At 63.1% G+C, this 24,867-nt stretch carries 24 protein-coding genes; 12 read left to right on the top strand and 12 right to left on the bottom strand.

All coding sequences use genetic code 11. The annotated features are described in order from the left end of the window. Positions 1 to 2: 2 nt before the first annotated feature. The 5 genes from CAF77_RS25040 to CAF77_RS25020 all read left to right on the top strand — a co-directional run bounded on the left by CAF77_RS25040 (position 3) and on the right by CAF77_RS25020 (position 5,625). The gene (locus tag CAF77_RS25040) at positions 3 to 560 is read left to right on the top strand and encodes an NUDIX hydrolase (protein ID WP_064379226.1); all 558 of its coding nucleotides are present in this window, start codon (positions 3 to 5) and stop codon (positions 558 to 560) included. 187 nt (positions 561 to 747) lie between these two features. Then, positions 748 to 1,119, top strand: coding sequence for a translation initiation factor Sui1 (locus CAF77_RS25035; RefSeq protein ID WP_064379228.1), 372 nt, complete (start codon positions 748 to 750; stop codon positions 1,117 to 1,119). Between the two features lie 218 nt (positions 1,120 to 1,337). Next, positions 1,338 to 3,251 (top strand): arginine decarboxylase, encoded by a 1,914-nt coding sequence (speA, locus tag CAF77_RS25030; RefSeq protein ID WP_039772053.1) that lies wholly within the window; start codon positions 1,338 to 1,340, stop codon positions 3,249 to 3,251. Between the two features lie 233 nt (positions 3,252 to 3,484). Continuing rightward, positions 3,485 to 4,834 (top strand): type VI secretion system Vgr family protein, encoded by a 1,350-nt coding sequence (locus CAF77_RS25025; protein ID WP_064379232.1) that lies wholly within the window; start codon positions 3,485 to 3,487, stop codon positions 4,832 to 4,834. Then, positions 4,831 to 5,625, top strand: coding sequence for a DUF4123 domain-containing protein (locus tag CAF77_RS25020; RefSeq protein WP_064379234.1), 795 nt, complete (start codon positions 4,831 to 4,833; stop codon positions 5,623 to 5,625). Before CAF77_RS25025 ends, CAF77_RS25020 begins: the two co-directional genes overlap by 4 nt. A gap of 9 nt (positions 5,626 to 5,634) precedes the next feature. On the opposite strand, the gene CAF77_RS25015 is transcribed toward CAF77_RS25020, so the two are convergent. Together CAF77_RS25015 and CAF77_RS25010 are read right to left on the bottom strand one after the other, a co-directional pair. Then, entirely contained in the window at positions 5,635 to 6,984 is a 1,350-nt protein-coding gene (locus tag CAF77_RS25015; protein ID WP_064379236.1) for an MATE family efflux transporter, read from the bottom strand. A gap of 37 nt (positions 6,985 to 7,021) precedes the next feature. After that, entirely contained in the window at positions 7,022 to 7,315 is a 294-nt protein-coding gene (locus CAF77_RS25010) for a hypothetical protein (RefSeq protein ID WP_064379237.1), read from the bottom strand. Between the two features lie 143 nt (positions 7,316 to 7,458). On the opposite strand from CAF77_RS25010, the gene CAF77_RS25005 reads away from it, so the two are divergent. The 5 genes from CAF77_RS25005 to CAF77_RS24985 all read left to right on the top strand — a co-directional run bounded on the left by CAF77_RS25005 (position 7,459) and on the right by CAF77_RS24985 (position 11,875). Continuing rightward, positions 7,459 to 7,761 (top strand): MazG-like family protein, encoded by a 303-nt coding sequence (locus CAF77_RS25005; RefSeq protein ID WP_007951009.1) that lies wholly within the window; start codon positions 7,459 to 7,461, stop codon positions 7,759 to 7,761. Continuing rightward, entirely contained in the window at positions 7,761 to 8,510 is a 750-nt protein-coding gene (locus CAF77_RS25000) for a methyltransferase (RefSeq protein WP_064379239.1), read from the top strand. Before CAF77_RS25005 ends, CAF77_RS25000 begins: the two co-directional genes overlap by 1 nt. 12 nt (positions 8,511 to 8,522) lie before the next feature. Further along, the gene (locus CAF77_RS24995) at positions 8,523 to 9,134 is read left to right on the top strand and encodes a DUF4136 domain-containing protein (protein ID WP_064379241.1); all 612 of its coding nucleotides are present in this window, start codon (positions 8,523 to 8,525) and stop codon (positions 9,132 to 9,134) included. 54 nt (positions 9,135 to 9,188) lie between these two features. After that, positions 9,189 to 9,746, top strand: a complete 558-nt coding sequence (locus CAF77_RS24990; RefSeq protein ID WP_007951006.1) for a DUF4136 domain-containing protein — start codon at positions 9,189 to 9,191, stop codon at positions 9,744 to 9,746. Positions 9,747 to 9,895: 149 nt separating this feature from the next. After that, the gene (locus tag CAF77_RS24985; RefSeq protein WP_064379243.1) at positions 9,896 to 11,875 is read left to right on the top strand and encodes a pilus assembly protein TadG-related protein; all 1,980 of its coding nucleotides are present in this window, start codon (positions 9,896 to 9,898) and stop codon (positions 11,873 to 11,875) included. Here CAF77_RS24985 and CAF77_RS24980 read toward each other — a convergent pair. Then, on the bottom strand, positions 11,845 to 14,610 hold the full coding sequence (locus tag CAF77_RS24980) for an ATP-binding protein (RefSeq protein ID WP_064379245.1): 2,766 nt from the start codon (positions 14,608 to 14,610) through the stop codon (positions 11,845 to 11,847). The genes CAF77_RS24985 and CAF77_RS24980 overlap by 31 nt on opposite strands. Further along, entirely contained in the window at positions 14,607 to 15,047 is a 441-nt protein-coding gene (locus CAF77_RS24975; RefSeq protein WP_064379247.1) for a TadE/TadG family type IV pilus assembly protein, read from the bottom strand. Before CAF77_RS24975 ends, CAF77_RS24980 begins: the two co-directional genes overlap by 4 nt. 75 nt (positions 15,048 to 15,122) lie before the next feature. On the opposite strand from CAF77_RS24975, the gene CAF77_RS24970 reads away from it, so the two are divergent. Next, the gene (locus CAF77_RS24970; RefSeq protein ID WP_064379248.1) at positions 15,123 to 15,593 is read left to right on the top strand and encodes a prepilin peptidase; all 471 of its coding nucleotides are present in this window, start codon (positions 15,123 to 15,125) and stop codon (positions 15,591 to 15,593) included. Between the two features lie 124 nt (positions 15,594 to 15,717). Continuing rightward, positions 15,718 to 16,494, top strand: a complete 777-nt coding sequence (locus CAF77_RS24965) for a response regulator transcription factor (protein WP_085655593.1) — start codon at positions 15,718 to 15,720, stop codon at positions 16,492 to 16,494. Between the two features lie 659 nt (positions 16,495 to 17,153). Here the strand turns inward: CAF77_RS24965 and CAF77_RS24960 are convergent. Genes CAF77_RS24960 through cpaB form a run of 8 tightly spaced genes read right to left on the bottom strand, consistent with a single transcriptional unit; the run spans position 17,154 to position 24,600 of the window. Then, entirely contained in the window at positions 17,154 to 17,426 is a 273-nt protein-coding gene (locus tag CAF77_RS24960) for a DUF3613 domain-containing protein (protein ID WP_085655565.1), read from the bottom strand. A gap of 11 nt (positions 17,427 to 17,437) precedes the next feature. After that, positions 17,438 to 18,127 (bottom strand): tetratricopeptide repeat protein, encoded by a 690-nt coding sequence (locus tag CAF77_RS24955; RefSeq protein ID WP_085655564.1) that lies wholly within the window; start codon positions 18,125 to 18,127, stop codon positions 17,438 to 17,440. A gap of 10 nt (positions 18,128 to 18,137) precedes the next feature. Beyond that, positions 18,138 to 19,028, bottom strand: coding sequence for a type II secretion system F family protein (locus CAF77_RS24950; RefSeq protein ID WP_085655563.1), 891 nt, complete (start codon positions 19,026 to 19,028; stop codon positions 18,138 to 18,140). Beyond that, positions 19,025 to 19,906, bottom strand: coding sequence for a type II secretion system F family protein (locus CAF77_RS24945; RefSeq protein ID WP_064379251.1), 882 nt, complete (start codon positions 19,904 to 19,906; stop codon positions 19,025 to 19,027). The genes CAF77_RS24950 and CAF77_RS24945 overlap by 4 nt, the downstream gene beginning before the upstream one ends. A gap of 10 nt (positions 19,907 to 19,916) precedes the next feature. Next, complete coding sequence (locus CAF77_RS24940) at positions 19,917 to 21,188, bottom strand: CpaF family protein (RefSeq protein ID WP_085655562.1); 1,272 nt, start codon at positions 21,186 to 21,188, stop codon at positions 19,917 to 19,919. Beyond that, positions 21,185 to 22,375: a pilus assembly protein gene (locus CAF77_RS24935; protein ID WP_085655561.1), complete on the bottom strand. Its 1,191-nt coding sequence runs from the start codon at positions 22,373 to 22,375 to the stop codon at positions 21,185 to 21,187. Before CAF77_RS24935 ends, CAF77_RS24940 begins: the two co-directional genes overlap by 4 nt. Further along, positions 22,372 to 23,640 (bottom strand): type II and III secretion system protein family protein, encoded by a 1,269-nt coding sequence (locus tag CAF77_RS24930; protein ID WP_085655560.1) that lies wholly within the window; start codon positions 23,638 to 23,640, stop codon positions 22,372 to 22,374. The genes CAF77_RS24935 and CAF77_RS24930 overlap by 4 nt, the downstream gene beginning before the upstream one ends. A gap of 21 nt (positions 23,641 to 23,661) precedes the next feature. Next, positions 23,662 to 24,600: a Flp pilus assembly protein CpaB gene (gene cpaB / locus CAF77_RS24925; RefSeq protein WP_085655559.1), complete on the bottom strand. Its 939-nt coding sequence runs from the start codon at positions 24,598 to 24,600 to the stop codon at positions 23,662 to 23,664. Positions 24,601 to 24,867: the final 267 nt, after the last annotated feature.

Here is a 24,867-nt window from a genome sequence, read left to right as displayed (position 1 = left end):
TCATGGACGAGAGCGCCAGAGAGGCGGCCCACCGCGCCGCCTCGGATGCCGAACAGATCGCCTGGGTCGACGAGCAGGACAACCTGCTCGGCGCCCTGGTACGTTCCGACCTGCGCGAGCGCGGGCTGATCGGCCGTGGCACCTACATCATGCTGTTCAACTCCGCCGGTGAACTCTGCGTGCATCGGCGCACGTTGAGCAAAGCCATCTATCCCGGTTACTGGGACGTGGCAGCAGGCGGCATGGTGCAGGCGCACGAGACCTACGCCGAGTCGGCGGCCCGTGAACTGGAAGAAGAGCTGGGCGTGAGTGGCGTAGAGCTGACGGCCCACGACCATTTCTACTTCGAAGACACCGGCAATCGTCTGTGGTGTTCGGCGTTTTCGGCGGTGTGGGACGGGCCGCTGATCCTGCAGCCTGAAGAAGTGCTCGAAGCGCGCTTCATTCCGGTCGAGCAGGTCATGCAGGAAATCCGGCAAAAGCCTTATTGCCCGGACTCTCTGGCAGCCTTGAAACGTTATCTGAAGGCTCAGCAAAGCAACGTCGCAAAGAACACATAAATTGGCGCCGATTGGCACTTAGCAATCGGCGTTTTTGCCGTTACACTGCGCGACCTTTTCAAGCTGCACCGGCCCGCTTTTATTGAAGAACCGGTGCAGTAGCGCTGCCCCTGCCTGAGTGGGGCTTCGCGGTCGATAGCCTTGCCCAAGGCTGCGATCAGTCTTTGTCCTCCCGAGAGGATTGCCGGTGGCCAAAAAAGCCGCATCCTTCGCCGCCCTGGGCGGCCTGGTATTTTCCACCGACGCAGGTCGTCATTGCCCGGAATGCAGCAAACCGGTGGACGCCTGTATCTGCAAGCAAACCGTGATCCCGGCCGGCGACGGCATTGCCCGCGTGCGCCGCGAGAGCAAGGGCCGTGGCGGCAAGACGGTGACCACCATCACTGGCGTGCCCCTGGCCGAAGACGCGCTCAAGGAGCTGGCGACAACGCTGAAGAAGCGTTGCGGCACCGGCGGTGCGTTGAAAGACGGGGTCATCGAGATTCAGGGCGACCATGTCGAGCTGCTCCTGGCCGAGTTGGTCAAGCACGGTTTCAAAGCAAAGAAGTCCGGCGGCTAGCAGCCTCTGTGAAACCCACCGACGGCTTGATTCAGCTCCAGAGTTTCTGGTTCTGACGTCGTTTCCATGGTTTTCACAGAGCCTGTTCATGAACGGTTTCTAAACTCAACGCTGTCAGCGCGGTCTACCGCCCCGCTGACGAACCGTCATTTTCATTCTTTAGACTGCGCCGGCCTGCGATCAGGCGACGCACTATGACTTCTTTATAGGGGACTTCGATGTCCGTACGACGCACACGCAAAGACGATGGCAGCCAATGGACAGTTGCGGACAGCCGCAGTGTTTACGGGATTCGCCATTGGGGGGCCGGGTATTTCGCGATCAATGACGCCGGTCGCGTCGAAGTTCGTCCGAACGGCCCGAGCAGCTCGCCTATCGATCTGTTCGAACAAGTCGACCAGTTGCGCAAGAGCGGCTTGTCCCTGCCGCTGCTGGTACGTTTCCCCGACATCCTGCAAGACCGCGTCCGTCAGCTGACCGGCGCTTTCGATGCGAACATCGAGCGTCTGGAATACCAGAGCAAATACACCGCGCTGTACCCGATCAAGGTCAACCAGCAGGAAGCGGTGATCGAGAACATCATCGCCACCCAGAACGTTTCCATCGGTCTGGAAGCCGGCTCCAAGCCTGAGCTGCTGGCGGTGCTGGCGCTGGCGCCGAAGGGCGGCACCATCGTCTGCAACGGGTACAAGGACCGCGAGTTCATCCGTCTGGCGCTGATGGGCCAGAAGCTCGGCCACAACGTGTTCATCGTGATCGAGAAAGAATCCGAAGTCGGTCTGGTGATCGAAGAAGCCGCTTCGCTGAAGGTCAAGCCACAGGTCGGCCTGCGCGTGCGTCTGTCGTCCCTGGCGTCGTCGAAGTGGGCGGATACCGGTGGCGAGAAATCCAAGTTCGGTCTGTCGGCGGCGCAACTGTTGTCGGTGGTCGAGCGCTTCCGCGCGGCGGGCCTGGATCAGGGCATCCGCCTGCTGCACTTCCACATGGGTTCGCAGATCGCCAACCTCGCTGACTACCAGCACGGCTTCAAGGAGGCGATCCGTTACTACGGCGAGCTGCGCAATCTGGGCCTGCCAGTCGATCACATCGACGTCGGCGGCGGTCTGGGTGTGGACTACGACGGTACCCACTCGCGCAACGCCAGCTCGATCAACTACGACATGGACGACTACGCCGGTGTCGTGGTCGGCATGCTCAAGGAATTCTGCGACGCGCAGGCCTTGCCGCATCCGCACATCTTCTCCGAAAGCGGCCGTTCGCTGACCGCGCACCACGCGATGCTGGTGGTGCAGGTCACCGACGTCGAGAAACACAACGACGAAATTCCGCTGATCGAGAACAAGGAAGCCCTGCCGGAAACCGTGCAGTGGCTGGTCGATCTGCTCGGCCCGACCGATATCGAAATGGTCACCGAAACCTACTGGCGTGCCACTCACTACATGAGCGATGTAGCTGCCCAGTACGCCGACGGCAAACTGACCCTGGCCGAGAAAGCCCTGGCCGAGCAGTGCTACTTCGCCGTATGCCGTCGCCTGCACAACTCGTTGAAAGCACGTCAGCGTTCGCACCGTCAGGTGCTGGACGAACTCAACGACAAGCTGGCCGACAAGTACATCTGCAACTTCTCGGTGTTCCAGAGCCTGCCGGACACCTGGGCGATCGATCAGGTCCTGCCGATCATCCCTCTGCACCGTCTCGACGAAGAACCGCTGCGTCGCGCCGTCCTGCAAGACCTGACCTGCGACTCCGACGGCAAGATCAACCAGTACGTCGACGAGCAGAGCATCGAGACCAGCCTGCCGGTGCACGCGCTGAACGAAGGTGAAGACTACCTGCTGGGCGTGTTCCTGGTCGGTGCCTACCAGGAAATCCTGGGCGACATGCACAACCTGTTCGGTGACACCGACTCGGTGAACATCTACCAGAACGCCGATGGCAGCGTGTACCACGCCGGTATTGAAACCCACGACACCATCGAAGACATGCTGCGTTATGTGCACCTGTCGCCGGAAGAACTGATGACTCACTACCGCGACAAGTGCGCCAGTGCCCGCATCAGCGCCAGCGAGCGCACCCAGTTCCTCGATGCCTTGCGCCTGGGCCTGACTCGCTCCTCCTACCTGTCTTCCTGACGTTCAGGTTCCGACTCCACCAGATTGTCTGAAATTGTTCCGCGCACAGCGGGCATTTCAGATGATCTGGTGAGATTCTTCTTTTTAAATTCGTGAAATGGCCTTCATCCAGGCGAGCAAAGTGATGTCGTCTGCTTTTCGCGTAGGTCATTTCCGAATTTGTACTTCGGCACTCTACTCGGCCATGCCTCTCGGCGAGAATCCCCGGCCGCCCCTCCTGTAGAGAATCGCCCATGTTCGATCCAGCCTGCGAGCCGTTGTTTCGTCTCGATGTAGCGGGTCTGTCCACTCCGCTTGAAGTCCTGGCATTCACGGGTAGCGAAGCCATCAGTGAGCCTTTTGCCTTCGAGATCGACTTGCTGCTCGATGATCCCTCCCTGGATCTCGCCAGCCTGATGTATCGCCCGGCTCGCCTGTGTTTCGGGCCTTCGGGCAACGGCGTGCACGGGCAACTGCACAGTCTTGTCCAGCATGAGCCTGGGCAGGGCGCGCGATTGTGCCGGGTGCGGCTGGGGCCACGGTTGAGCTGCCTCGGCCTGCGATATAGCCAGCGCATCTTCAGCGACCGCACGGCACCGCAGATTCTGGATCAGGTCCTGCGCGAGCATGGAATCAGCGGAGCCCGGCGCCGATTCGAACTGCAGGCCGATCATTCCCCGCAGACGTTCTGCGCCCAGTACGGAGAGTCGGATCTGCAACTGGTGCAGCGGTTGTGCAGGCAGGCGCGGATTCACTATCGCTTCGAGCATGGCGACAGGGGGCATTGCCTGGTGTTCGGCGATAATCCGGCCGGGCTGCCGTCAGCGCACGACTTGCGAGTCAACAGCGAAAGCAGTGCCCCGTCGTCGACCATACGGCGTTGGCTGATGAGCGAGCAGGTCGACGTGCAAGGCGAAGGATTGCAGCGTGTTCGCACGGCACAGGGGGACTCCTGTCAGGCAACCCTGCGCAGCGGTCAATGGCTGGCGTTGTCCGGTCACCCTATCGCAGACGCCAACAGGCGCTGGTTATTGACCCGGATCGAGCACCATGCGGATCAGTTGCTCGACCCGCCCTACAGCAATCGGATCTTTGCCGCCGATCATCTTCACGTGCCCCCGGTGCCCGCGCAGTGCTCGGGAAACCGCATGCGCAGTCCGCAACGCGCGTGGGTCGTGTCGGTTGCGGAGCCACAACCGGATCCCGGGCGCCCGATTGCCGTCCAGTTTGACTGGCTGTATCAGGGCGAAGGGGCGAGCCCGAGTCACTGTTGGCTGCCACTGGCCCCGGCGCTGGCCGATGCACCGTCGGCGCTGATGCTGGAAGGTCTGGAGGTTGTGGTGAGCTTTCTCGAAGGCGATCCCGAACAGCCCGTGATCAGTGGCGTCCTGCAGGCTTTGGCGCCTGCGAAATCCATTGAGCAAGAAGAGCCGTTGCCGGTGCCTGACCGCCTGGCCAGCGAAGGTCTCTCGCAATGGCTGAAGGCGGCCGAGCCGTTGTTACTGTTGTGCCTGATACCCGGAGGTGGCAGTTATCGGCACTGCGCCGCATCGGTGTGCTGTTGCCGAGTGGCCGCCGGGCTCAAAACGAGCGAAGGGCGATGAGCGTCGCGGCACCCGGACAGCGTGCGCAATGGTTGTTGCTGGACACCGCGCAGGCACAGCAGGCGTTGATCACGCTGCGTCAGGGATTCTCGGGTGTGCGCAGCATGAAACTGTTTCACGGTACGGAGTTCCAGCCGGTCGATGAGCAGGGGCCATGGCTGATCGATCTGCGCGATTTCCCCGCACTCTCGTCGCTCTGTCATGCCGACCCGCAGACCTGGCAAGGGCTGCTGCTGGGCTGCGCAGCTCCGGAGCAGCGGTTGCGCGAGCACTTGCAACGGATGCTGACCGTCTCGGTGGGACTGGATCATCGTGCGCTGCTCAATTACTACAATCGCCAGACTGCCAGCTACTTTTTCGATGCCTGTGACGCCCGGCAATTGAGCTGCTGGCTCGGGCCGATAGACTGGTTGCGCTGGTTCGGCGGGACCTGGGCCGATCTGGCCGGCGGCAGTCAGGGCTGGCAGCAGCTGCGCAATCCGGGGCTGGCCGTGGAACCTCTGCGGGTCGAACAAAGCCTGACCCGCCAACAGCGCGAACGCCTGCACCGATGCCTGCTGGATCAGCATGTCTGGCGCTGGAGTCAGTCGACGGGGAACGGCTATCGGCTGATCTCTTCCTTTCAGGAGCAAGGCCTGGCGCTGGGGTTCAGCGAACAGGCGCTGCTGGACGACTGGTTGTGGCTGCGTTTGCAGCATCCGCGTGCCGAGCTGACACCGCTGCCGCAAGGTTTGACCCCACGGCAGCGGCTCGAACTGTTGCGTCGGCGCTGGCTGAACGATCCGTCGTGAAGCGCCGCTTCAGTGAGCGGCACCATTGAACCAGCCATCGGTGCGCCGCAGCCACCACGCCAGTCCCCCGAGCGTCAGGCTGCGCAGCACCATGAACAGCAGGAATGAAATCCACAGGCCGTGATTGCCCAGACCTTGCAGCGCCCAGGCGACCGGCAGCAGCAGGATCACGGTCGCCAGCATGCCGTTGCGCATTTCCCGGGCACGGGTGGCACCGATGAACAGGCCGTCGAGCAAGTAGCTCCAGACTGCGATCAACGGCAGGACAGCCAGGTAGGGCAGGTAGATGAACGCGGTGTCGCGCACGCTCTGGATGTCGGTCTGCATTTCGATGAACAAGTGGCCGGCCAGCAGGAACAACGCGGCAAAGCCCAGGCTGGCCAGCAGCGACCACCCGCCGGCAACCACCAGCGAGCGACGCAGGGCCAGACGATCCCGGGCGCCGATGGCGTGGCCGCACAAGGCTTCGACGGCGTGGGCCAGTCCGTCCAGCGCGTGGGCGGTCAACAGCAGGCCGTTGAGCAACAGCGCGTTCGCCGCGACGGTGGCATCGCCCAGTCGCGCGCCCTGCACGGTGATCAGGAAAAACACCGATTGCAGGGCCAGGCTGCGAATGAAAATGTCGCGGTTGACCGCCAGCAGCGGACGCCAGCTCTGCCAGACCTTCAGTGCCGCCCAGGCGATGTGGCCGGGATAGGCACGAAGCGCCTTGCGGGTCATCCACAGGCCGAGCAGTGCGCCGCTCCATTCGGCGATCACCGAGGCCCGCGCCGAACCGACCACGCCCCAGTCCAGGCCGATCACGAACCACAGGTTGAGCACGATGTTGATCAGGTTGGTGCTCAGCAGAATAGCCAGCGGCGCCCGTGCGTTCTGGGTGCCGAGGAACCAGCCGACCAATGCATAACTGGCCAGCGCCGCGGGCAGCCCGAACAGGCGCGTGTGGAAGAAGTCGCGGGTCAGCTGATCCAGCTCCGCCGACGGTTGCATGAAGTGCAGCGCGACCCCGCTCAGCGGTACGCCCAGCGCTCCGAGCAGCAGCGCTAGCCCCATCGCCAGCAACAGGCCCTGAAGCAGAATCTGCCGCAAGGCCGCACCGTCGCTGCGCCCGGCGGCCTGGGCGGCAAAACCGGTGGTGCCCATGCGCAGAAAACCCATGGCCCAGGCCAGAAAGGTATACAGGCTGGCACCCACTGCCACCGCGCCCAGTTGATGAGCGTGGGGCAGATGACCGATGACGGTGCTGTCGACCAGCGCCACCAGCGGCACGGAAATGTTGGAGAGGATCATGGGGGCGGCGAGCGCCCAGACGCGACGATGGGTCGGGCGGTCGCGCCAGTCGGTGATCAGGTTGGACATGCGGGCTCCTTGAGGAGCTGCATTGTAGCGGGCGGCGTCAGTGAATGATCCAGCTCAGCAGCCACAATCCCAGCAGCAACCAGATGATCCCGGCAATGATCGAGGCATTCATGAACGCGCGGATCGCCGACCACAGCAGCATCAGGCCGACGATCAGCGCGATGATGCTGATGATCGAGGTGTCCATGCCCAGCGCTCTCGACAGCCCGTCGACAAAGTTGCCTCCGGCGTTGCCCAGCAGATTGAACAGGCCGCTGAGGCCGTCGACGATGAAGCGGATGATCGAGCCGAGCGCCTGGCCCAGCCATTCGAAAAAGCTTTCTACCTGCATGTCTGTTTCCTGATGAAAGAGCTGAGCCTTGGGCCGCAGCGGGAGCGGTCGAGTTCCCTGCAAGCATAGAGGGTTTTAACGGGCGACTGGCGCTTGCCTTCGCGCAGCTTCCCCCCGAAGCTATACGCCTTCAGGAGAGCCCGATGAACCTTGTTGAACTGACCGAACGCCTGCACGCCATTCGCGACCGCAATGACTGGCGGCAATTTCACAGCCCGAAAAACCTGGCCATGGCCGCCAGCGTGGAAATGTCCGAACTGGTGGAAATCTTTCAGTGGCTGACCGAAGACCAGTCCCGCCAGTTGCCGGCGGACAAACTCGCCCACGCCGGGCAGGAAGTCGGCGACATCGTTCTGTATCTGTTGCTGCTGTGCAGCGAGCTGGGCCTGGACATGAATGAAGTGGTGCGCAGCAAACTCGCCGACAGCGAACGGCGGTTCAGCTGATGAGCGACCGTCATTTCGATCAGTTGGCGACCCGCTTCGCCGAAAAAATCTACGGTGGCGCCAAGGGCGCGATCCGCCTCGCGGTGCTGCAGGCCGACCTCGCCGAAGCCTTGCCGGATCGTCCGTTGCGGGTGCTCGACATCGGTGGCGGCCTGGGCCACATGTCGTTGTGGCTGGCTGAACGCGGGCACCAGGTGACGTTCACCGAGCCGGCCGAACCGATGCTCGAAGGCGCACGCCAGCGCTTTGCCGAAGCCGGGCAAACCGCGACGTTCATTCAGGCACCCTGGCAGGAACTACTCGGCCAGCTCACCGAGCCTTACGATCTGGTGCTGTGCCATGCGGTGCTGGAGTGGCTGGCCGAACCCCACGCGATCCTGCCGGTGCTGCATCAGTTGACCAAGCCCGGCGGCTGGCTGTCGCTGGCGTTCTACAACCGCGATGCACTGATTTACCGGAACCTGCTCAAAGGCCATTTCAAGAAAATGCGCAGGAACGACATGGCCGGTGAAAAGCAGAGCCTGACCCCGCAGCAGCCACTCGATCCACGGGAACTGGCGACGCAACTCGCCGGGTTGTGGCAGGTCGAAACTCAGAGCGGGGTGCGGGTTTTCCACGATTACATGCCGGTGGAATTCCAGGCCCGCGCCGAGTTGATTGATTTGCTCGAGATGGAACTCGCCCACCGTCGTCACCCAGGCTTCGCCGGGCTTGGGCGCTACTTGCACTGGATCTGCCGGCCGATCTGATCGGAGCGAGATATGAAAGGTCATTCAGGGTTACTGCTGATCTGTCTGGGGTTGGCCGCTTGCCAGGGCAGCAACCCCTACGTAGCGCAGTCGCGACCGTTGCCGCCGGCCCCTCCGCAGGCAGCGACCACTTTCGACCGCAGCGCTTATCCCGCGCCGCCACGGGATTACGGGCGCTATCGCAGTTGGGCGTGGCTCAACGGTCAGCTGCCGCCGGGCACGGCCTGGGCGGATTCGGCGCAAGTGGCCGAAGCCGTCAGCAGTGCGCTGGATCAGCGCGGCTTGCGCCCGCTGCATGACAATCGCCCGGCCGACCTGCTGGTCAGCGCCAACCTGAGCCTGGAAACCCGCCTGCGTCAGGTGCAGGACGATTACGGTTATTACGGCGGCTACGGCGGATATGACCGTTACGGCCGCGGTTACGGGATGTACAACACGGTGCCGATCGTCCGTACCTATCAGGAGCAGGTCGTGGTGGTGCGGGTCGATCTGTTCGACGCCGGCAGTGGTCAGCCGGTCTGGAGCGCCAGCGCCGAAACCGGCACGCAAGGCAAGCAAAGTGATCGCACCGACGCGATTCGGGAGGCTGTCGAAAAGGCCATGTCGGCGTATCCTCCCGGTTAGCTTCTGGAAAATGAGAAGCTCCTCCAGGTTCATGTCTTCCACCGGAGAAAAATCATGTTCCGCCGTCTCGCTTTACTGGCTGTGGCCGCGCTGCTCAGTGCCTGCGCCGCCAACCAGGTCAACCATGACTTCGACGCCAGCCGCGACTTTGCCGCTTACCGCAGCTGGAGCTGGAAAGACCCCGCCCTGCAATACCGCCCCGACGATCCAAGGATCAAGAGCGACCTGACCGAACAGCGCATCCGTCAGGCCGTCGCCGACCAACTGGATCAGCGTGGCCTGCGCCCGGCCGCTTCGGGCGCCCGAGGCGATCTGTTTGTGCAGACCTACCTGATCGTCGAGGACCGTCAGCAACAGGTGACCACCAACTACGGCGGCGGTTGGGGCGGCCCGTGGAACGGTTACTGGGGCGCCCCGATGTACAACGAAACCCGCAACATCACCTATAAGGTAGCGACCATTCAGGTCGATCTGCTCGACGGCAAGGACGGCAAACTGGTGTGGCGCGGCAGCGACGAGCAGATGCTCAGCCGCACGCCGAATCCGGCGGATCGCAGCAATGCCATCCGCGAGACGGTGGCGCGGATCCTGTCCAACTATCCACCGCGTTAATCTGTTGAAAAAGTACGGGAGCCAAATGGCTCCCGTTGTTTATGGGCGGGTAAAACTGGCGTCTTGCCAGCAGCGTTGCCTGCGCGTGTCTACACTCATACCCATCCATGGAGGTTGCGCCCGGCCGTGCGCCGGCAAAGGAGTGCGCCATGTCGCGTCATTCGCAGTGCGGCGGGCCAGCCCGGCAGCGGGGAGCCATCGGCCTGATGGCGGCGCTGACCCTGGGCATGGCCCTGGTGTTCATCCTGGTGGTGGTCGACAGCGGCCGCCTGTATCTCGAGCGTCGTCACCTGCAACAGATCGCCGATGTCGCCGCCCTTGAAGCCGCGACCCGTGGCGGCAACTGCGGCGCCGGGGCCACGGCCAACGCCTATGCGCAGGCCAGCGTCGTGCGCAACAATTTCCCGATTCCCAGTGCCGGTCGAGCCTTGGCGGTCGCCTGCGGATCATTGAGTCTGGACGCCAGCAATCTGCGGGTGTTTGCCGTCAATGCCGCCAGCACCGAAGCGATCCGTGTCGTCGTCAGTCATACCGTGCCTCAGAGCTTTGCCGGTGCCATCGGCGGACTCTTCGGCGGCGCGGGCCGCAATGCAACCATCAATCTCAGCGCCACGGCAGTCGCGGCGGTGCCGCCACCATTGGCATCCCTGACCATCCGCAGCACCGCATTGAGCGTCGATACGGGGCGGTCAGCCGTGCTCAATGCGTTGTTCGGTGGCTTGCTGGGCGGCAACCTCTCGCTCAGTGCCGCGAGCTGGAATGGCCTGGTCAACACCAATATCAATCTGCTCGGTTATCTCGACCGGTTGAAGGTCGATATCGGTCTCAGTGCGGGCGGCTACAGTGAAGTGCTCGGCAACACCATCGCCGTCAGTCAACTGGTCCAGACCGCGATCAACGTCCTCGACCCCAACGGCACCCTGAGTGCCACGGCAACCATCCTCGGCTTGCAGGCGATCAAGGCAGCGGCCGGCGCGACCCAAGTGGTGCTGGGCAACCTGCTGAAGGTACAGGCTGGCACCCAGGCCACGGCACTGGCGGTGGACGTGCGGGCGTTCGATCTGATTCAGGGCTTCGTGCAACTGGCCAACAAGCAGAACGGCCTGGTGGCCAACCAGACGATCAACCTTGGCGTGGCACAAATTACCGCGAGCGTGCAGGTGCTGGAGCCGCCGCAATTGTCGGCTATTGGCAACCCTCGGCTGGCAGCCGCCAACCCCTTGGGGCCGAACCGGATTTATGTGAAGACCGCGCAGGTGCGAACTCTGTTATCGGTCAATCTGCCTTTGCTGGATACGATTCTGTCGCTGGTCAATGCCGTGGCCGATCTCGCCGGCCCGTTGACCAATACGTTGAATGCCTTGCTCAGCCTGAATCTGGTGGGGGTGATCGATTCGCTGACGTGCGCGCTCGGTGCGTCCTGCCAGACACCGTCGATCGAGGTGCTGCCCGGGCCGATTCGTCTCGACGTGGCGCTGGATGTGGCGGCGGCCAACAGCTACGTCACTGCATTCAGTTGCCTGACGCCGACCAACAAGACCCTGACCACCAACACCACGACTTCAGTCGCCAACCTGAAAATCGGCCGGATGGATCCGGCAGCGGTGTTCGGCAATAACGTCACGCCGCCGGCCGTGGTGGTGCAGCCGTTGAAGGTGATCGATATCGGCGTGAAGACCTGCCGACGCTTCCTGGTGCTGCCGGTCAGTTGCGATCCGCGCATCCCTTCCGTCGGTGGCGGGCTCGACATCTCGGCTGACACCACCGTCGGCCAGAACGCCAACATCCCCCATGTCTACTCCGCACCGCCGGCTGCCAGTCTGCCGGAGATCAACCAGCCGCCGTTCTATTACAGCTACACCACCAGCAACGTGGTCAGCAGCCTGAGCGACACCCTGAACAACCTCAACCTCAACATGCATGGCCCGACGGGCAGTCTGGTCAGCGGGCTGGGGGCAATTCTGAGTTCAGTGAAAACCTTGCTGGTCACCACCATCAACACCGTGCTCAGTCCGCTGCTCGACACCCTCATCAACACGCTGTTGATGGCCCTGGGGATCAACCTCAATCAGGTCGATGTCGGCGCCAATCTCAGTTGTCAGTCGGGGCGGGCGACGCTGGTGATCTGATCGTCGAGGGCGATCGGCAATTCGATGCAGAACCGGGCGCCGTCGTCGCCGTTGCGCACGCTCAGGCGTCCGCCCATGTTCTCGACGATGCCGTAACTCACCGACAAGCCCAGGCCAGTGCCGACGCCCACCGGTTTGGTGGTGAAGAACGGCTCGAAAATCCGCTCCAGCAAACGCGGATCGATGCCGCCGCCGTTGTCCTCGACCCACAGCCGCACCACGTGTTCGTCGTGTTCGGCATGCACGGCAATCCACGGCTGGAAGTCGCGATTGGATTCACGTTTGCTCAACAGCGCGTCCCGGGCGTTGACCATCAGGTTGATCAACACCTGTTCCAATTGATCGACGTACCCGCGCACCTGCAGCTGGAAGTTCGCCTCGCCGATTCGTAGCTCGACGCCTTTGCCGCGCAGGCCTTCGGACAGCAACGACAAGGTGCCTTCGATGGCGTCGAGCGGATTGAACGGGTGCTGTTCGATTTCCGAGCGCCGGCCGAACACCCGCATATGATCGACCACCCGCGCCGCTCGCTGGACCTGAGTGTCGATACGGTTGAGTTTGTCGGTCAGGTAATCGATCTGCACATCGCCGTTGCCCAGGCGTTTGAGCACGTTGACGATGGCCATGCGCATCACGTTCAGCGGCTGATTGATCTCGTGGGCCAGCCCCGTGGCCATCTCGCCGAGGGTGGCCATTTTTGCGCTCTGGGTCAGTTGCTGCTGCGAACGCCGGACCTCGGTGTTGTCACGGCCCACGGCCTGGATTTCGAGTAAACGGCCCTGTTCATCGAACACCCCGCGATCCGACCAGATCCACCACGCATGTTCGCGCCCCGGCAGGCGCAGGTTGATTTCGGCACTGCTCACCGGCGCGTCCGGAGTCAGTTGCGCCAGGCGCTGGACGAAGGCCTCGCGTTGTTCGTCCGACATCCAGCTGCCCAGATTCACCCCCGGCAGTTGTTCCGGGGCGCACTCCAGATACATCGCCAGTGGCCGGTTGCCGAAGGTCAGGGTCAGGTCCGGGCGATAGCGGCAGATCATGGCCGGCGAATCTTCCACTAGGATGCGATAGCGTTCTTCGCTGGTCTTGATCCGCTCGGCGGCGAGGGTCGCGTCGGTAACGTCCAGCCACAGCCCGACGGCCTCCACTGGCAGACCGAGATCGTCGCGTAACAGTTTGGCTTCGTCGAGCAGCCAGTGGGTGTTGCCCTGGGTGTCGAGCATCCGGTAGCGCGTGCTCACCGAACCTTCGCGCAGCAACTGCCGGGTACGTTCGAAATACGCCGCGCGATCGTCGGGATGGACATGATTCACCAGCGCACCGTCGGCGCAGTCGGCAAGGCTCCAGCCCAGCAATGGCTGCAGGCTGGCGCTGAAAAACGTCGGCTGCAGCGCGCCTTCGACATAGCGCTGCACGTAGATCACCGCTGGCGCGCTGGCGATCAGGTTGTCCAGTCGCGCATGGGCCGCGGCCGCCTGTTGTTGCTGGTTCTTGATGTCGCTGATGTCGAGCATGAAGCCTACGAGACGCCGCTCGGCGCCGATGCCCAGTGACTGGCCCTGCAGGCGGAACCACTGCGGCTGCGCTTGATCAACGGGTTGCAGGCGCACGCACAGCTCCAGTGCCTGACCTTCGTCCTGCAAGGCTTGCAGGCGGCTGCGCAGTTCTTCGCGGTCGGCCGGGTGCACCCGGGCGAACCAGGCCTGAATCGGCAGGCGCCCGGCGCTCAAGCCGAGGTTGACGGCCAGCGCATCGGCGAGCAGCACTTCGGCGCTGTCGCTGAACACCTCCCACCAACCGGTGCCGAGCAGGCCTTGCAGGATTTCCAGACGTTCCAGCTGCAAGTGGTGACGATGTTCACGCAGGCGTTCCAGCAGCGGCGCGGCGACGGCGGCGGCCAGTTGCAGCCAGTCGTGATCGCTCAAGTCGACGGTGTGTGGCTGCACGTTGAAGCAGCCGAAGAGCAGCCATGCCGCCACGCCATGGGCATCGCGATAGGGCACGGCAAACCCTTCGGCGGGGCCGAATACGCTGCTCAGGCGGGGATGCTCGGCGGGCAGCACGCGTTGCGGTGCGGCGCCGTTAAGGCTGTCGAGTCCGGTGCCCAGACGCTGCGCCATATCCCACAGCCGCGGGGCGTCGGGTGCGCTGTAATGCTGATGAATCTGCCAGCCCTGGGCTGCTTCATCCAGCAATGCCACTGCGATGCACGGCACCTGAAAGCGCTGGCTCAGGCACTGCAGTTGTTCACCGAGCACCTGCGGCAGGCGCGCCAGGCCACAGAGTCGCAAATGGTCGCGGATGTGTGCGGCGAGCCACTGGCATTGTTCGCGACTGCGCGCCTGCTGCCTTTCGCTCAACAGGTCACCGATGTCCAGCAATTGCAGGATCCAGCCATTCCCCTGCGGCTGCACCCAGCCGCGCAAGTGCAGCGGCGGACCGGCGAGGCTGAAAAAATCCAGATCGAGCAACTGTCCCTGCCAGTCGGCGGGCACGCCTTCGACCGCAAGCGTGCTGTGCGGCAGCAGGTAATCGAGCAGATGCCGCGTGCGAGTGGCGGACAGTTGTTGCGCCAGCACATGGCGCAGCGGTCCGGTCAGGTGGATGACCTGGCCTTCGCCATCCAGATGCAGCTGCAAACCGACGCCGGATACCGCGGGGTTGTCCATGACCGCTGGCGGTGTGGACGTTTGACGATTGAGCAGGCGGTTGAACAGCTTGTCACCGGAACTCAAAATTGCAGGCTCGAGCTGGCGGTCAGGTTGGCAGGCAGATTGGGCACCGCCCCGATACCGGGCAAGACCAGAAACGGTAACGCCTGATTGAGCTTGTTGGTCGGGTAGTTGATGCGCACCGTCAGCAGGCCGCCCACGTAGGTCACTGTCGCGTCAGTGGCTGCGTTGAAGTTCAGCGCCGGCGGCAGCCACGCCAGGCGTCGGGCCAGTTCGGCGCGTGCCACGTTCTGGATCGCGGTGGCGTAGTTGGCGGTCGCCGGATCCAGCGCCACGCCACGCCGCACCGCTTCGGACGTCGACTGGGTGAAGGCCTGCATCAGCAACATCGGCAGGCTGTAGCTCACGATCCCGTAAAACACGGCAAAGAAGATGACGAACACCAAGGCGAATTCGATGGCGGCGGCGCCTTTTTGCTTGCGGGGGAGGCCGGTTTTCATGAGTGCGTCTACCCTGACAGTCACTGCGTAGTATCAGCATAGAATCATTCAGCCAAAACGGACGATTTTTACCGGATGCACAGCTTTGTCCTACTGATCTGGCTGACACTCTGCGCCGCGCAGGATGCCCGCGAACGCCACATCGGCAACGGCCTGACCCTCGGTGTCGGCGCGCTGGCGCTGGTCTGGCTGCTGGTCAGCGGCACCACCTGGATCGGGGCCGAGGCGGCGCAGGGCGGCTGGGCGGTATTGCTGGCGCTGGCGCTCACGCTGCCGGGTTACCTGCTGGGGCGTATGGGCGGCGGCGATGTGAAACTAATGACAGCCCTGGCTCTCGCGACAGACGGTCAGCACCTGCTGGGCGCGTTCATCGGCGCCGCTTTTTGCAGTGTGATGTGGATGCTGCTGGTGCCAAAAGTCTGGCTGCATGTCAGTCAAGGGGTTAGAGAACGTCTTAGATATTTCAGTCCTGAAGTGTCAAAAAAGCTGCCATTTGCGCCGTTTGTGCTGGTTGGAACAATCCTGACTTTTTATTGGATCCATTAGTCGCCACCCGCCACTACTGCTATGTACATAGTCGGAAAGTGCGTCTACTTTCAAATAAGCAGTTATACAGCCACAGGCTGGCAGTACAGGAAAGGCCAGCTTTGGCCCGGGCATGGAGTGGCACGTGAACAAGCTTACGTCGGCGGTAAAAGTCCTTGTGGTCGATGATCAGGCGCTGATCGTTGAAGAGCTCTGTGAGTTTCTCGAGAGCAGCGGTTATCGCTGCGTGCCCTGTGAGTCCAGCAGCGAGGCGGTCACGCGTTTCAGTGAAGACCTGGCCATCGGCCTGGTGTTGTGCGACCTGCACATGCCGGACATGGACGGCATCGAGCTGGTGCAGGCGCTGCAGCGGGTGTCCGGCAAGAACCGGGCGTTCGAAGCGATCATGCTTACCGGCCGCGCCGACAAGCAGGATGTGATCAAGGCGTTGCGCGCGGGGATTGCCGATTACTACCAGAAACCGGTGGATCTGGATGAGTTGCTGGAGGGGTTGCGGCGTCAGGAAACGGTGCTGCAGGAGCGGCAGAAGACCCTGCAACTGGGGCACCTGAATCAGAAGCTGCAGGATCTTTCTTCGTCGATCGATGATTTGTATCAGGATCTGGACAAGGTTCGGCGCGGGCCTGCGCCGGCTGCCCAGACCTTGGCAGAGGGTGACAGTGCAGAGATGCCGGCGATTTTCGAGCAGTTGTCGCCGCGCCAGCTCGATGTGGCCCGGCTGGTGGGCAAGGGGCAGACCAATTATCAGATTGCCTGTGAGTTGGGGATTACCGAGAACACGGTGAAATTGTATGTGTCGCAGGTTTTGCGGTTGACGCATATGCATAATCGGACGCAGCTGGCGTTGGCTCTGGCGCCGGGGAGTTCTTCTGCTGTTCGGCGGGGGGTTACGGCGCATTGACCTTGGCGGCCTTTGGGCCGGCCAGGTTCTTGGGGTTTTGGGTGTATATCCGTTGCTGCGGTAACGGCTTCTTATGGTTTCGCCCTTACGGCGAGTCACTTTTGCAGACGCCGGAATGCCGGCCCAGCCAAAAGTAACCAAAACGCTGGGCCCCTGCGTTCGGCACCTCGCTTTGGCTCGGTGTTCCTTCGTTCCGGGATTCATCCGGGGGCATCGCCTACGGTTTGCTTCGCTGCACCTCCTCTCGATGCATGCGGCTGCGCCGCACGGTCGCTGCGCTCCCACCCCCGGATAAATCCCTCCACTCAGCCTGCCGATGGGGCCGGCACGTCAAGAGCGGTACTCGAGCTAACGCTCATCGTGTTGAGTGGTGGGAAGCGAACAGCGAACAGCAGACTGCTTTTTCTTGATCGTTCCCACGCTCTGCGTGGGAATGCAGCCCGGGACGCTCCGCGTCCCGATTCGAGCTGCCAGCAACAGTCGCTGGCAGCTCGGTTCAGTCAGAGCGGCTTGGCTGTGGGTTGGATGACGCTGTACTTCGACGTTATCCAGTACTCGGTTCACCGTCAGTTCGGTGGGCATGTTGTTGGAAACATCCCCCAAAATCACGCCATCTGTAGGACGACAAACACGTTTGGAAATGTGTGCTTGCGCCGCGTTTATCCTCCCGACCCACTGTCCACAGTCCCACCCTGCTTCTGATCAAAGAATTCCGGAATCTCGTGTGTGTAGCTCTTCAGCCAGCGTTGCATAGTCAGTTCGCGTTCGGTGGGGGTGCTGGTCTGGGGTTTGGTGGAGGCGGCTTTGTTGCGGCTTTGCAGGAGCAGCCAGCCTTCGGTTTCCTGTTGTTGCGCCGAGGCGGGGCCGGGGTCGATGGCGTGGGTGGTCAGGGGCAGGGCGAGGAGGGTGAGGCAGAGCGCGGTGGCTTTCATGGCGGGGCTCCTTACTTGAGCATCGCGGTGGCGGCTGCGGTGACGGGGCTTGGGGTCTTGAGTTTCTGGGCGCGGGTCTGGGCCTCGTTGAATTGCTCAGGGCTCAGGTTCAGGCGGCTGACCAGTTCGGCGGCGCGGGTCCAGTCGTCCTGGTAGAGCAGCAGTGTTACCAGGTTCAGGGCGGCCAGCGAATCGCTTTGCTTGAGTTCCATGGCGGTGAGGAATTCGAAGCGGGCGTCTTCGATGCGCAGTTGGTTGAGGTACACCACGCCCAGGTCGTTGCGGATTTTTTCGTCGGTGGGGGCCAGGCGGGCGGCGCGTTGCAGGTGAGCCTGGGCCTGGCCGTAGTCGGCGCGGGCGGCGGCGAGCTGGCCGAGGCCGTGTTCGGCTTCGGCGGCCAGGCAGCTGCCGAGCAGGCCGCGATACAACGGCTCGGCTTCGCTGCGCCCCAGCAGGCGATAGACCTTGGCCTTGCGCAGGCGGACGTCGGCGAGGTTGTCCGGCAGGTTTTGCAGGTTCGCCAGGCTGGCGTGCAGTTTGCCGTCCTTGGCCATGTCGTCGGCCAGGGTCATCGACAGTTGTTGTTCCTGGCTCAACGGGCCGCAACCGGCGTTCGGGTTCAGGGCGCTCCACGGCGTCTGGCCGTTGCTGGCGCAGCCGCCGAGCATCAGCAGGGTCAAGCTTGCAATCATTGCTTTCATGGCGATTCCTTTATGAGCCCAGCGCCCGCGCCAGGGCACTGAAGCCCGGGCCTGCGAGGACGATCAACAGCGCCGGGAAGAGAAACATCATCATCACGACGGACATTTTGGCGGACATTTTCGAGATGTATTCCTGCAGCCTGGTCAGGCGTCGGTCATCGAGCAGTTGCTTGAGCGCCAGCAGCGATTTCATCGCGCCCCCACCCTGTTGCAGCAGTTGCTGAAGGATCACGCAGGTGTCGGTGAATTCGTCCACCGCCAGCAGGCGCGTGGCCTTGTTCAGTTCCTCGCCCAGCTCCAGGCCCGAGTCGACACGGGCCAGCACCAGACGCAATTCCTGGGTCAGCACCGGCAGCAACGTCTGGCCTTCATGGCTGAGCACGCGCAACGCCTGCTCGACGGCCATGCCGGCTTCGAACAGGATGCGCAGCAAAGGAATGAAGGTGGAGATTTCCGTGGCCAATTGTTTTTGCCGGCGGGCGGCGGCCATCGCCAGCAGGCGTTTGGGCAACAGGTAGCCGATGCCGAGGGCGAACAGCGGGGCGATCCATTGACGCTCGATGTGAGGAAACAGCACCCCTTGCAGCAAGACCGCCACGGTCAGCAACAGCAGCGGCGAGCCGATCTGGCAGGCGGCGAACAGTGATCGCTGGCGGGCGCTGCGCCAGCCGAGGCGGTTGAGCAGGGTCTGGGTTTCGTTGTCGAGTTTGACCGCGCGCTGGCCGAGGGTACTGCTGCCGAGCACCTGCAGCAGGTTACCGAAACGATTGTCCCGCAGCAGCGCACCTTCCAGCCGCCGCGTGACCTGCCGCGCGCGACGACGGCGGTCGAGCAGGCCGCTGATCAGCAACAGTGCAGCGCCCAGCATCAACAGGGCGCTGATCATCAGAGGCATGGTCATAGGCTGCGCAACATCCGCCAGAGCAACAGGCTGCCGATCACCTGCAGGCCGAAGGCGCTGGCGAGCATCATCTGGCCGGAATGGTCGTTCCACATGGCGATCAGGTATTTGGGATTGGACAGCAGGAAGTACCCGGCCAGCCCCACCGGCAGCAGGCCGAGCACCCAGGCGGTGATGCGGGTTTCGCCGGTCATGGCGCGCAACTGGCGGGACGCCTGGTCACGTTCGCGGATCATCCGGATCAGGTTTTCCAGCAGTTCGCTGGCGTTGCCGCCGTAGCGGTGATTGACCTTGAGGCCGACGGCGAACAGGCGCAATTCGTCCTTTTCATAGAGCTCGGCCACATCGCCCACGGCCTCCGGCAGGCTCACCCCCAATTGCACGTTGCGCTGTACCCGGCCCATGGCGTTTTTCAGCGGGTCTTCGCTGGCGTCGATCGCGCCCAGTACCGCGTCGGCCAGGGTGCGTCCGGATTTCAGGCTGCGCACCGTGTGGTCGAGCAGTTGCGGCAGTTGTTCGATCATCCGTCGCAACCGTCGCTGATAGCGCCAAATGACGTAAACGCGCAGCGCCAGCGGTGGCAGCACCAGCAGCAACAAAAAGCCGATCCAGCCGCCGATGACCAGGCCGATCACGCTGCCGAAGGCCCACAGCAGCAACCACAATTCGAGACGATCCGGGTGACCGAGACCCGCCCGCAAAAAGGCGCGCTCCAGTCCCGCCCAGCGCGGTTTCTCCGCCAGCAGTCGCGGTTGTCCCTGATTCAAGCGGTCCAGTACCCGTTCGGTGCCGCTCTGGCGCCAGCCGTTGTAGAACAGGCGCAGCGACAGACCGAGCAACGCCATACAGATCAGGATCAGCAACAGCGGTTTGAGCATGTCGTGGTCCTCACGGTGACAGCGCCGGTTCGCGGCGCAACTTGTCACCGGCCGGGTTGACTGCTTCACGCAGAAAACCGAAACCGGTGCGGCGGTCGAGACGGAACAGGGTGTTGGTGACGTAGACGTCGTCGCGTACCCCGACCACTTCCACCACTTCGCTGACGCAGCGGCGGCCGTCGGGCATGCGCGTCAGTTGAATGATCACGTCGAGTGCCGCGCAAATCATCTGGCGCAGGGTGCGTTCGGCAATGGTGCGTCCGGTCAGGCCCACCAGGGTTTCCAGGCGCAGCAGCGCGTCCTGGGCGTTGTTGGCGTGGACCGTGCTCATCGAGCCGTCGTGGCCGGTGTTCATCGCCGTCAGCACGTCGACCACTTCGACCCCGCGAATCTCGCCGAGGATGATCCGGTCGGGGCGCATCCGCAGGGCGTTGCGGATCAGGTCGCTGGCCTTCACTTCGCCGTGGCCCTCGGCATTCGGCGGGCGGGTTTCCAGGCGCACCACATGCGGATGGCCGAGTTGCAATTCGGCGACATCTTCGATGGTCACCAGCCGCTCGTGCGGGTTGATCAGCTGGCTGAGAATGTTCAGCAAGGTGGTCTTGCCGGTGCCGGTGCCGCCGCTGATGAGAATGTTGCAGCGCTTGCCGACGGCTTCGGCGATGAAGTCGAAGATCGCCTGATCGATGGTCTGCATCGCCATCAGGTCAGTGCTTTTAAGCATGTCCTTGCGAAATTTGCGGATCGACAGGCACGGGCCGTCGAGGGCAATCGGCGGGATGATCGCGTTGACCCGGCTGCCGTCGGGCAGGCGCGCATCGACCATCGGCGACGACTCGTCGAGGCGCCGGCCGAGCGGGGCGAGGATGCGCTGCATCACCCGTTCGACGTGGTGCGCATCGATGAAGCGCAGGTCGCTCAGGTGCAGCACGCCATCGAGTTCGATGAACACCCGGTGTGGGCCGTTGACCAGAATCTCGGTCACGGCGCTGTCGCGCAGCAGCACTTCCAGCGGGCCGAAACCGGTCAGTTCGTCGACGATTTCTTCGGCCAGACGCTCCATTTCGTAACGGGAAATCGCCAGATGCAGACGAGCGATATATTCGCCGACCTTGTCGATGACGAACTGCGATAACACTTGCCGCGAGCCTTCCAGCAGGTTTTTTCCCGACTCTTCGATGGCGTCGATGATGTAGCGGTGCAGCACCAGTTTCAGGCCGTCGTGGTCGGTGTTGCCGGTGGTGTTGCGCTGTGGTCCGCCGAACAATTGCTCGCTGCTCATGAGCTGCCTCGCAAGCGATCAAACCAGGTGACTTTGGGTTTGGCCAGGCCTTCGGAACGCTTGGCCAGCCGTTCGCCGAGGGCGCGCAGACTCTGGCTGATGGCTTCGCGCGGGGCCAGTTCGAACAGGGTCACGCCCTGGTTCTTGGCATTCAGGCGCACTTCCGGGCTGTAGGCCAGCACTGCGATGACTTCCAGGCCGAAGGTCCTGCCGAGGGTGTCGGAGTCCGGCGCGACATTGCGCAGGTAGCGATCAACCAGCAGCCGGCCGTGGTCGAGCTTCATGCCTTTTTCGCGCCACAGATTGAGCACCGCGAGATTGCGTCGGCAGTCGAGGACGTTCTGGTCGGTGTACCACAGCAGCTTGTCGCAATGGCTGACGAAGGTGCGCAGCGCTTCGCTGTCGGGCTGGCCGGTGAGGTTTACCACGATGTGCTGGAAGTGCTGGCGCAGGGCGCTGAGCAACATGTACAGCTCGGCGGCGCTGGTGCGCTCCAGCGGTTCGTCGCCGGGGGCGTAGGCGAGAATGCGCAACCCGGCCTCGGCACTGGTGAAGGCACTGTCGATCAGGGTTGCGTCGAGGCGGCGCAGGTGACGTAACGCATCGCCGAAATGAAACGAGCTCTCCAGCCCCAGCAGGGCGAGGCTGTCGCCGCGCGGCAGGCCAAGGTCAAGCAGCAAGGTCTGCTGGCCGCTCTTCTGCACCACCAGCGCCATGTGATTGGCCAGCAGCGCACCGTCGGCGTTGTTCTGGATGCTGTACAGAACCGTCAATCCGCCGAGCTGGGTGTTCGGCGTGACCGCCGGCAGGCGTTTGCTCAGCCGTCGCACCAGGCCGGCGACTTCGCTGGAACGCGAGCCGTAGGCCACGAAATCCCGGGCACCGGCGCGCATCGCGTTGAGCACCAATTGATTGTCCATGCCGTCGCCGAGGGCGACGATCGCCAGCATCGGCTTGGCTTCGAGCACGCCTTCGATCAACGCACTCTGGGCCACCAGATGTTCACGGTCGAGGCCGACGAACACCAGGCTGGCGAAGGTCACGTCGACCAGCGCCAGCAGTTCGTCGAGGCTGCCGCCACCGGCACTGACCACCTGGCCCAGGGGCGCCAGCGCGCCTTGCAGCCACTCAAGATCAGTGGTGTTGCGAGTGATGGCGAGAAAGGTCTGGCTCAGGCTCTGGCTCATTGCGATAACCCGCTGCGTTTATCGAAGTTGCCGTTTTCCAGGAAGTACAGGCGATACCAGTTCGGGTCGTAGTTGCGCAGTTTCTCGCCGGGCAACGACGGCAATGGCGCGTTGACGGCCAGCGGCTGCACCAGGTGCGGGGTGACGATCATCAGCAGTTCGCGTTCTTCGCGGTTGATCGACGAGTTGCGGAAAAACGCGCCAAGCACCGGGATGTCGCCCAGCCCCGGAAACTTGTTCACCTCCGAGGCGTTGCGGGTGCTGATCAGGCCGCTGATGACGAAGCTTTCGCCATCGGCCAGGGAGATGCTGGTGTCGGTGCGGCGGATGGTGAACGCCGGCACGGTTGTTCCGCCGATGGTGACACCGTTGTTGTAATCCAGCTCGCTGACTTCCGGGGCGACCTTGAGGGCGATCCGGTCGTTGCTGACCACGGTCGGGGTCAGGGTCAGGCGGATGCCGAATTCCTTGTACTCGATGGAGTAGCTGTTGCTGTTGGCGCTGGGCACCGGGATCGGTACCTCGCCACCGGCGAGGAAACTCGCACTTTGTCCGCTCAGTGCAACCAGGCTTGGCCGCGCGAGGGTGTAGGCGAAACCGCTGCCTTCCAGCGCGTTGACGATGCCGAGGAACTTGCTGCTGCCACCGCCCCAGACGATGTTAAACATGTCGTTGGCCAGCGGGATGCTCGGCGCGGCAATACGGGGATCGATGTTGAGCAGCGGAACCACGCCCGGCGTGACCCCGGTGTTCGGCACGGTGCCCGGCGCGCCGAACAGAAAGTTGTTGGAGCCCTTGCCGTAGATCGACGTACCCGCTTCCTTGAGTTTGGTGCGGCTGACTTCGACGAAGCGGATGTCGGTCTGCACTTGCGAGGGCAGGTTCGGTTCGCTGCTGGACGGCAGCGCCGCCGCAGTCATCGCCGCACTGGCCTTGCCCTGCACGAACACCATGCTTTGACGCGGTGTGCTGGCGCAGGCGGTCCAGATCATCAACGTGGTGGCGCCGGGGCCGACGCCGGTGAGCAACACACCCTGATCGCCGGTCACGCGCACATCGGCGATCTTCGGATCGCCCACTGCCACCCGAGTGATCGCCACCGGCGATTGCACGGCCTGTTGCAGGCCTTCGCCGATTTCCAGCACGGCCGGCAGCGGCGCAAGCGCAGCGCAGTTGCCGGTAGCGGCGGCCGCGCTGCCGATCGAAGCCACGCTCAGCAAGGAAAACTGCAGCCAGTGGAACAGGGGCGTAAAGCGTTTGCGCATGGAGGTGCATCCTTGCTCGATTCAGTGCGTGGGTTCGGCGGATTCGGCGCCGCGAATCACTTCCACGGCCGGTTTTCCTGGAACGGTCTGACTGGCGACCGCCAAGGGTTTGGGTGGCGGCGTCAACGACAGTTGGCTGAACTCGATCAACGCGCGCCGAGGGCTGTCGAGGCTAGCGGCGACGTTGTTGTCGCCGGCCCAGTAGCGCGCCAGTTGCTGCTCGTCGGCGCTGCGCACGGCCAGCCGCAATACGCCGGCGCTGGAGGCCAGCATCAGGCGGTTGAGCAACGGTTCAGGCACCGCGAGCACGACGCTGCGGGCGGCGGCGCGCAATTGTTCCTGTTTGAGCCTTTCTTCTTCGCTGTGGGCGGGGCTGGCGGGTTGGCCGCTGTTGGTCAGGCCCATCTGATTACCCACGCCGAGCACCCGCACGGCAGGCACTACCAGTTGGGCGCTCGGCTGCGGGTTGTTCTCATCCTTGCGCAAGAACAGCAGCACATCGACGTAGTCTCCCGGCGCCAGTTGCCCGCCGGCATTGATCACTTCATCGACCGCCACTGCGAGTGCGCGTTCGCCGGGGCGAATCATCCGCGCCAGCGGGCTGCCGGCCTCGAAGCTTTCCTGGGTCAGCCAGGTGCCGGCGGACAGGGCGCGCCAGGGTGTGCGGCCGATCACCTGATCGACGCTGGCCAGGCTGCCGGCGGGGGCGGTGCGCAGTTTTTCCACGGCGACATCGGCGGCGGTGATGGTCACGAACGGTGCAATATCTCGCACCAGCACCACCACCGGCTGGCGAGTCGGATCTTCCACCGGTGCCGGGGTGGCGACGGGGGTATCAGGGGCGGCAACCACGGGTTCGGCGGCCGGGGCCTGGCGACTCAAAGTGAGCCCCCAGTAACCGGCGATGATGGCACCCAGCAGCAAAATGCCGGCCAGACCCAGAGTGACGCGACTGTTCATGACGGCTCTCCCTTTCCCGCTGCGCTCTGTCTCTTGCAACAACCCGTGACGTCCAACGAGATAACTTCGCAATCAGGCAGCTATGAACGAGTAACTATTTCGCTATTTGACGGTAGCGCAGCCCGAACAAAATGCCATTACGCGGGCCGAAATATCCGCCGAAAGCAGGGGACTAAAGCGCCAAACATGGTTTTTTCCCGTTGTTTTAGTAGTTAGTACTTTGGTGTTAATCCGTTCTTACAGTTGTAGGTCCGGACTTTGCCGACA

The organism is Pseudomonas sp. R15(2017), from assembly GCF_002112685.1.
Classification (GTDB): domain Bacteria; phylum Pseudomonadota; class Gammaproteobacteria; order Pseudomonadales; family Pseudomonadaceae; genus Aquipseudomonas; species Aquipseudomonas glycinae.
The sequence above is the reverse complement of the archived record's forward strand: the minus strand, read 5'-3'. Positions and strand labels throughout refer to the sequence as shown.

Bases quoted from the DNA above. Each gene is read 5' to 3' on its own strand.
- CAF77_RS25040 (WP_064379226.1), top strand. From the start codon at position 3: ATGGACGAGAGCGCCAGAGAGGCGGCCCACCGCGCCGCCTCGGATGCC.
- speA (WP_039772053.1), top strand. From the start codon at position 1,338: ATGTCCGTACGACGCACACGCAAAGACGATGGCAGCCAATGGACAGTT.
- CAF77_RS25025 (WP_064379232.1), top strand. From the start codon at position 3,485: ATGTTCGATCCAGCCTGCGAGCCGTTGTTTCGTCTCGATGTAGCGGGT.
- CAF77_RS25020 (WP_064379234.1), top strand. From the start codon at position 4,831: ATGAGCGTCGCGGCACCCGGACAGCGTGCGCAATGGTTGTTGCTGGAC.
- CAF77_RS25015 (WP_064379236.1), bottom strand. From the start codon at position 6,984: ATGTCCAACCTGATCACCGACTGGCGCGACCGCCCGACCCATCGTCGC.
- CAF77_RS25010 (WP_064379237.1), bottom strand. From the start codon at position 7,315: ATGCAGGTAGAAAGCTTTTTCGAATGGCTGGGCCAGGCGCTCGGCTCG.
- CAF77_RS25005 (WP_007951009.1), top strand. From the start codon at position 7,459: ATGAACCTTGTTGAACTGACCGAACGCCTGCACGCCATTCGCGACCGC.
- CAF77_RS25000 (WP_064379239.1), top strand. From the start codon at position 7,761: ATGAGCGACCGTCATTTCGATCAGTTGGCGACCCGCTTCGCCGAAAAA.
- CAF77_RS24995 (WP_064379241.1), top strand. From the start codon at position 8,523: ATGAAAGGTCATTCAGGGTTACTGCTGATCTGTCTGGGGTTGGCCGCT.
- CAF77_RS24990 (WP_007951006.1), top strand. From the start codon at position 9,189: ATGTTCCGCCGTCTCGCTTTACTGGCTGTGGCCGCGCTGCTCAGTGCC.
- CAF77_RS24985 (WP_064379243.1), top strand. From the start codon at position 9,896: ATGTCGCGTCATTCGCAGTGCGGCGGGCCAGCCCGGCAGCGGGGAGCC.
- CAF77_RS24975 (WP_064379247.1), bottom strand. From the start codon at position 15,047: ATGAAAACCGGCCTCCCCCGCAAGCAAAAAGGCGCCGCCGCCATCGAA.
- CAF77_RS24970 (WP_064379248.1), top strand. From the start codon at position 15,123: ATGCACAGCTTTGTCCTACTGATCTGGCTGACACTCTGCGCCGCGCAG.
- CAF77_RS24960 (WP_085655565.1), bottom strand. From the start codon at position 17,426: ATGAAAGCCACCGCGCTCTGCCTCACCCTCCTCGCCCTGCCCCTGACC.
- CAF77_RS24955 (WP_085655564.1), bottom strand. From the start codon at position 18,127: ATGAAAGCAATGATTGCAAGCTTGACCCTGCTGATGCTCGGCGGCTGC.
- CAF77_RS24950 (WP_085655563.1), bottom strand. From the start codon at position 19,028: ATGACCATGCCTCTGATGATCAGCGCCCTGTTGATGCTGGGCGCTGCA.
- CAF77_RS24945 (WP_064379251.1), bottom strand. From the start codon at position 19,906: ATGCTCAAACCGCTGTTGCTGATCCTGATCTGTATGGCGTTGCTCGGT.
- CAF77_RS24940 (WP_085655562.1), bottom strand. From the start codon at position 21,188: ATGAGCAGCGAGCAATTGTTCGGCGGACCACAGCGCAACACCACCGGC.
- CAF77_RS24935 (WP_085655561.1), bottom strand. From the start codon at position 22,375: ATGAGCCAGAGCCTGAGCCAGACCTTTCTCGCCATCACTCGCAACACC.
- CAF77_RS24930 (WP_085655560.1), bottom strand. From the start codon at position 23,640: ATGCGCAAACGCTTTACGCCCCTGTTCCACTGGCTGCAGTTTTCCTTG.
- cpaB (WP_085655559.1), bottom strand. From the start codon at position 24,600: ATGAACAGTCGCGTCACTCTGGGTCTGGCCGGCATTTTGCTGCTGGGT.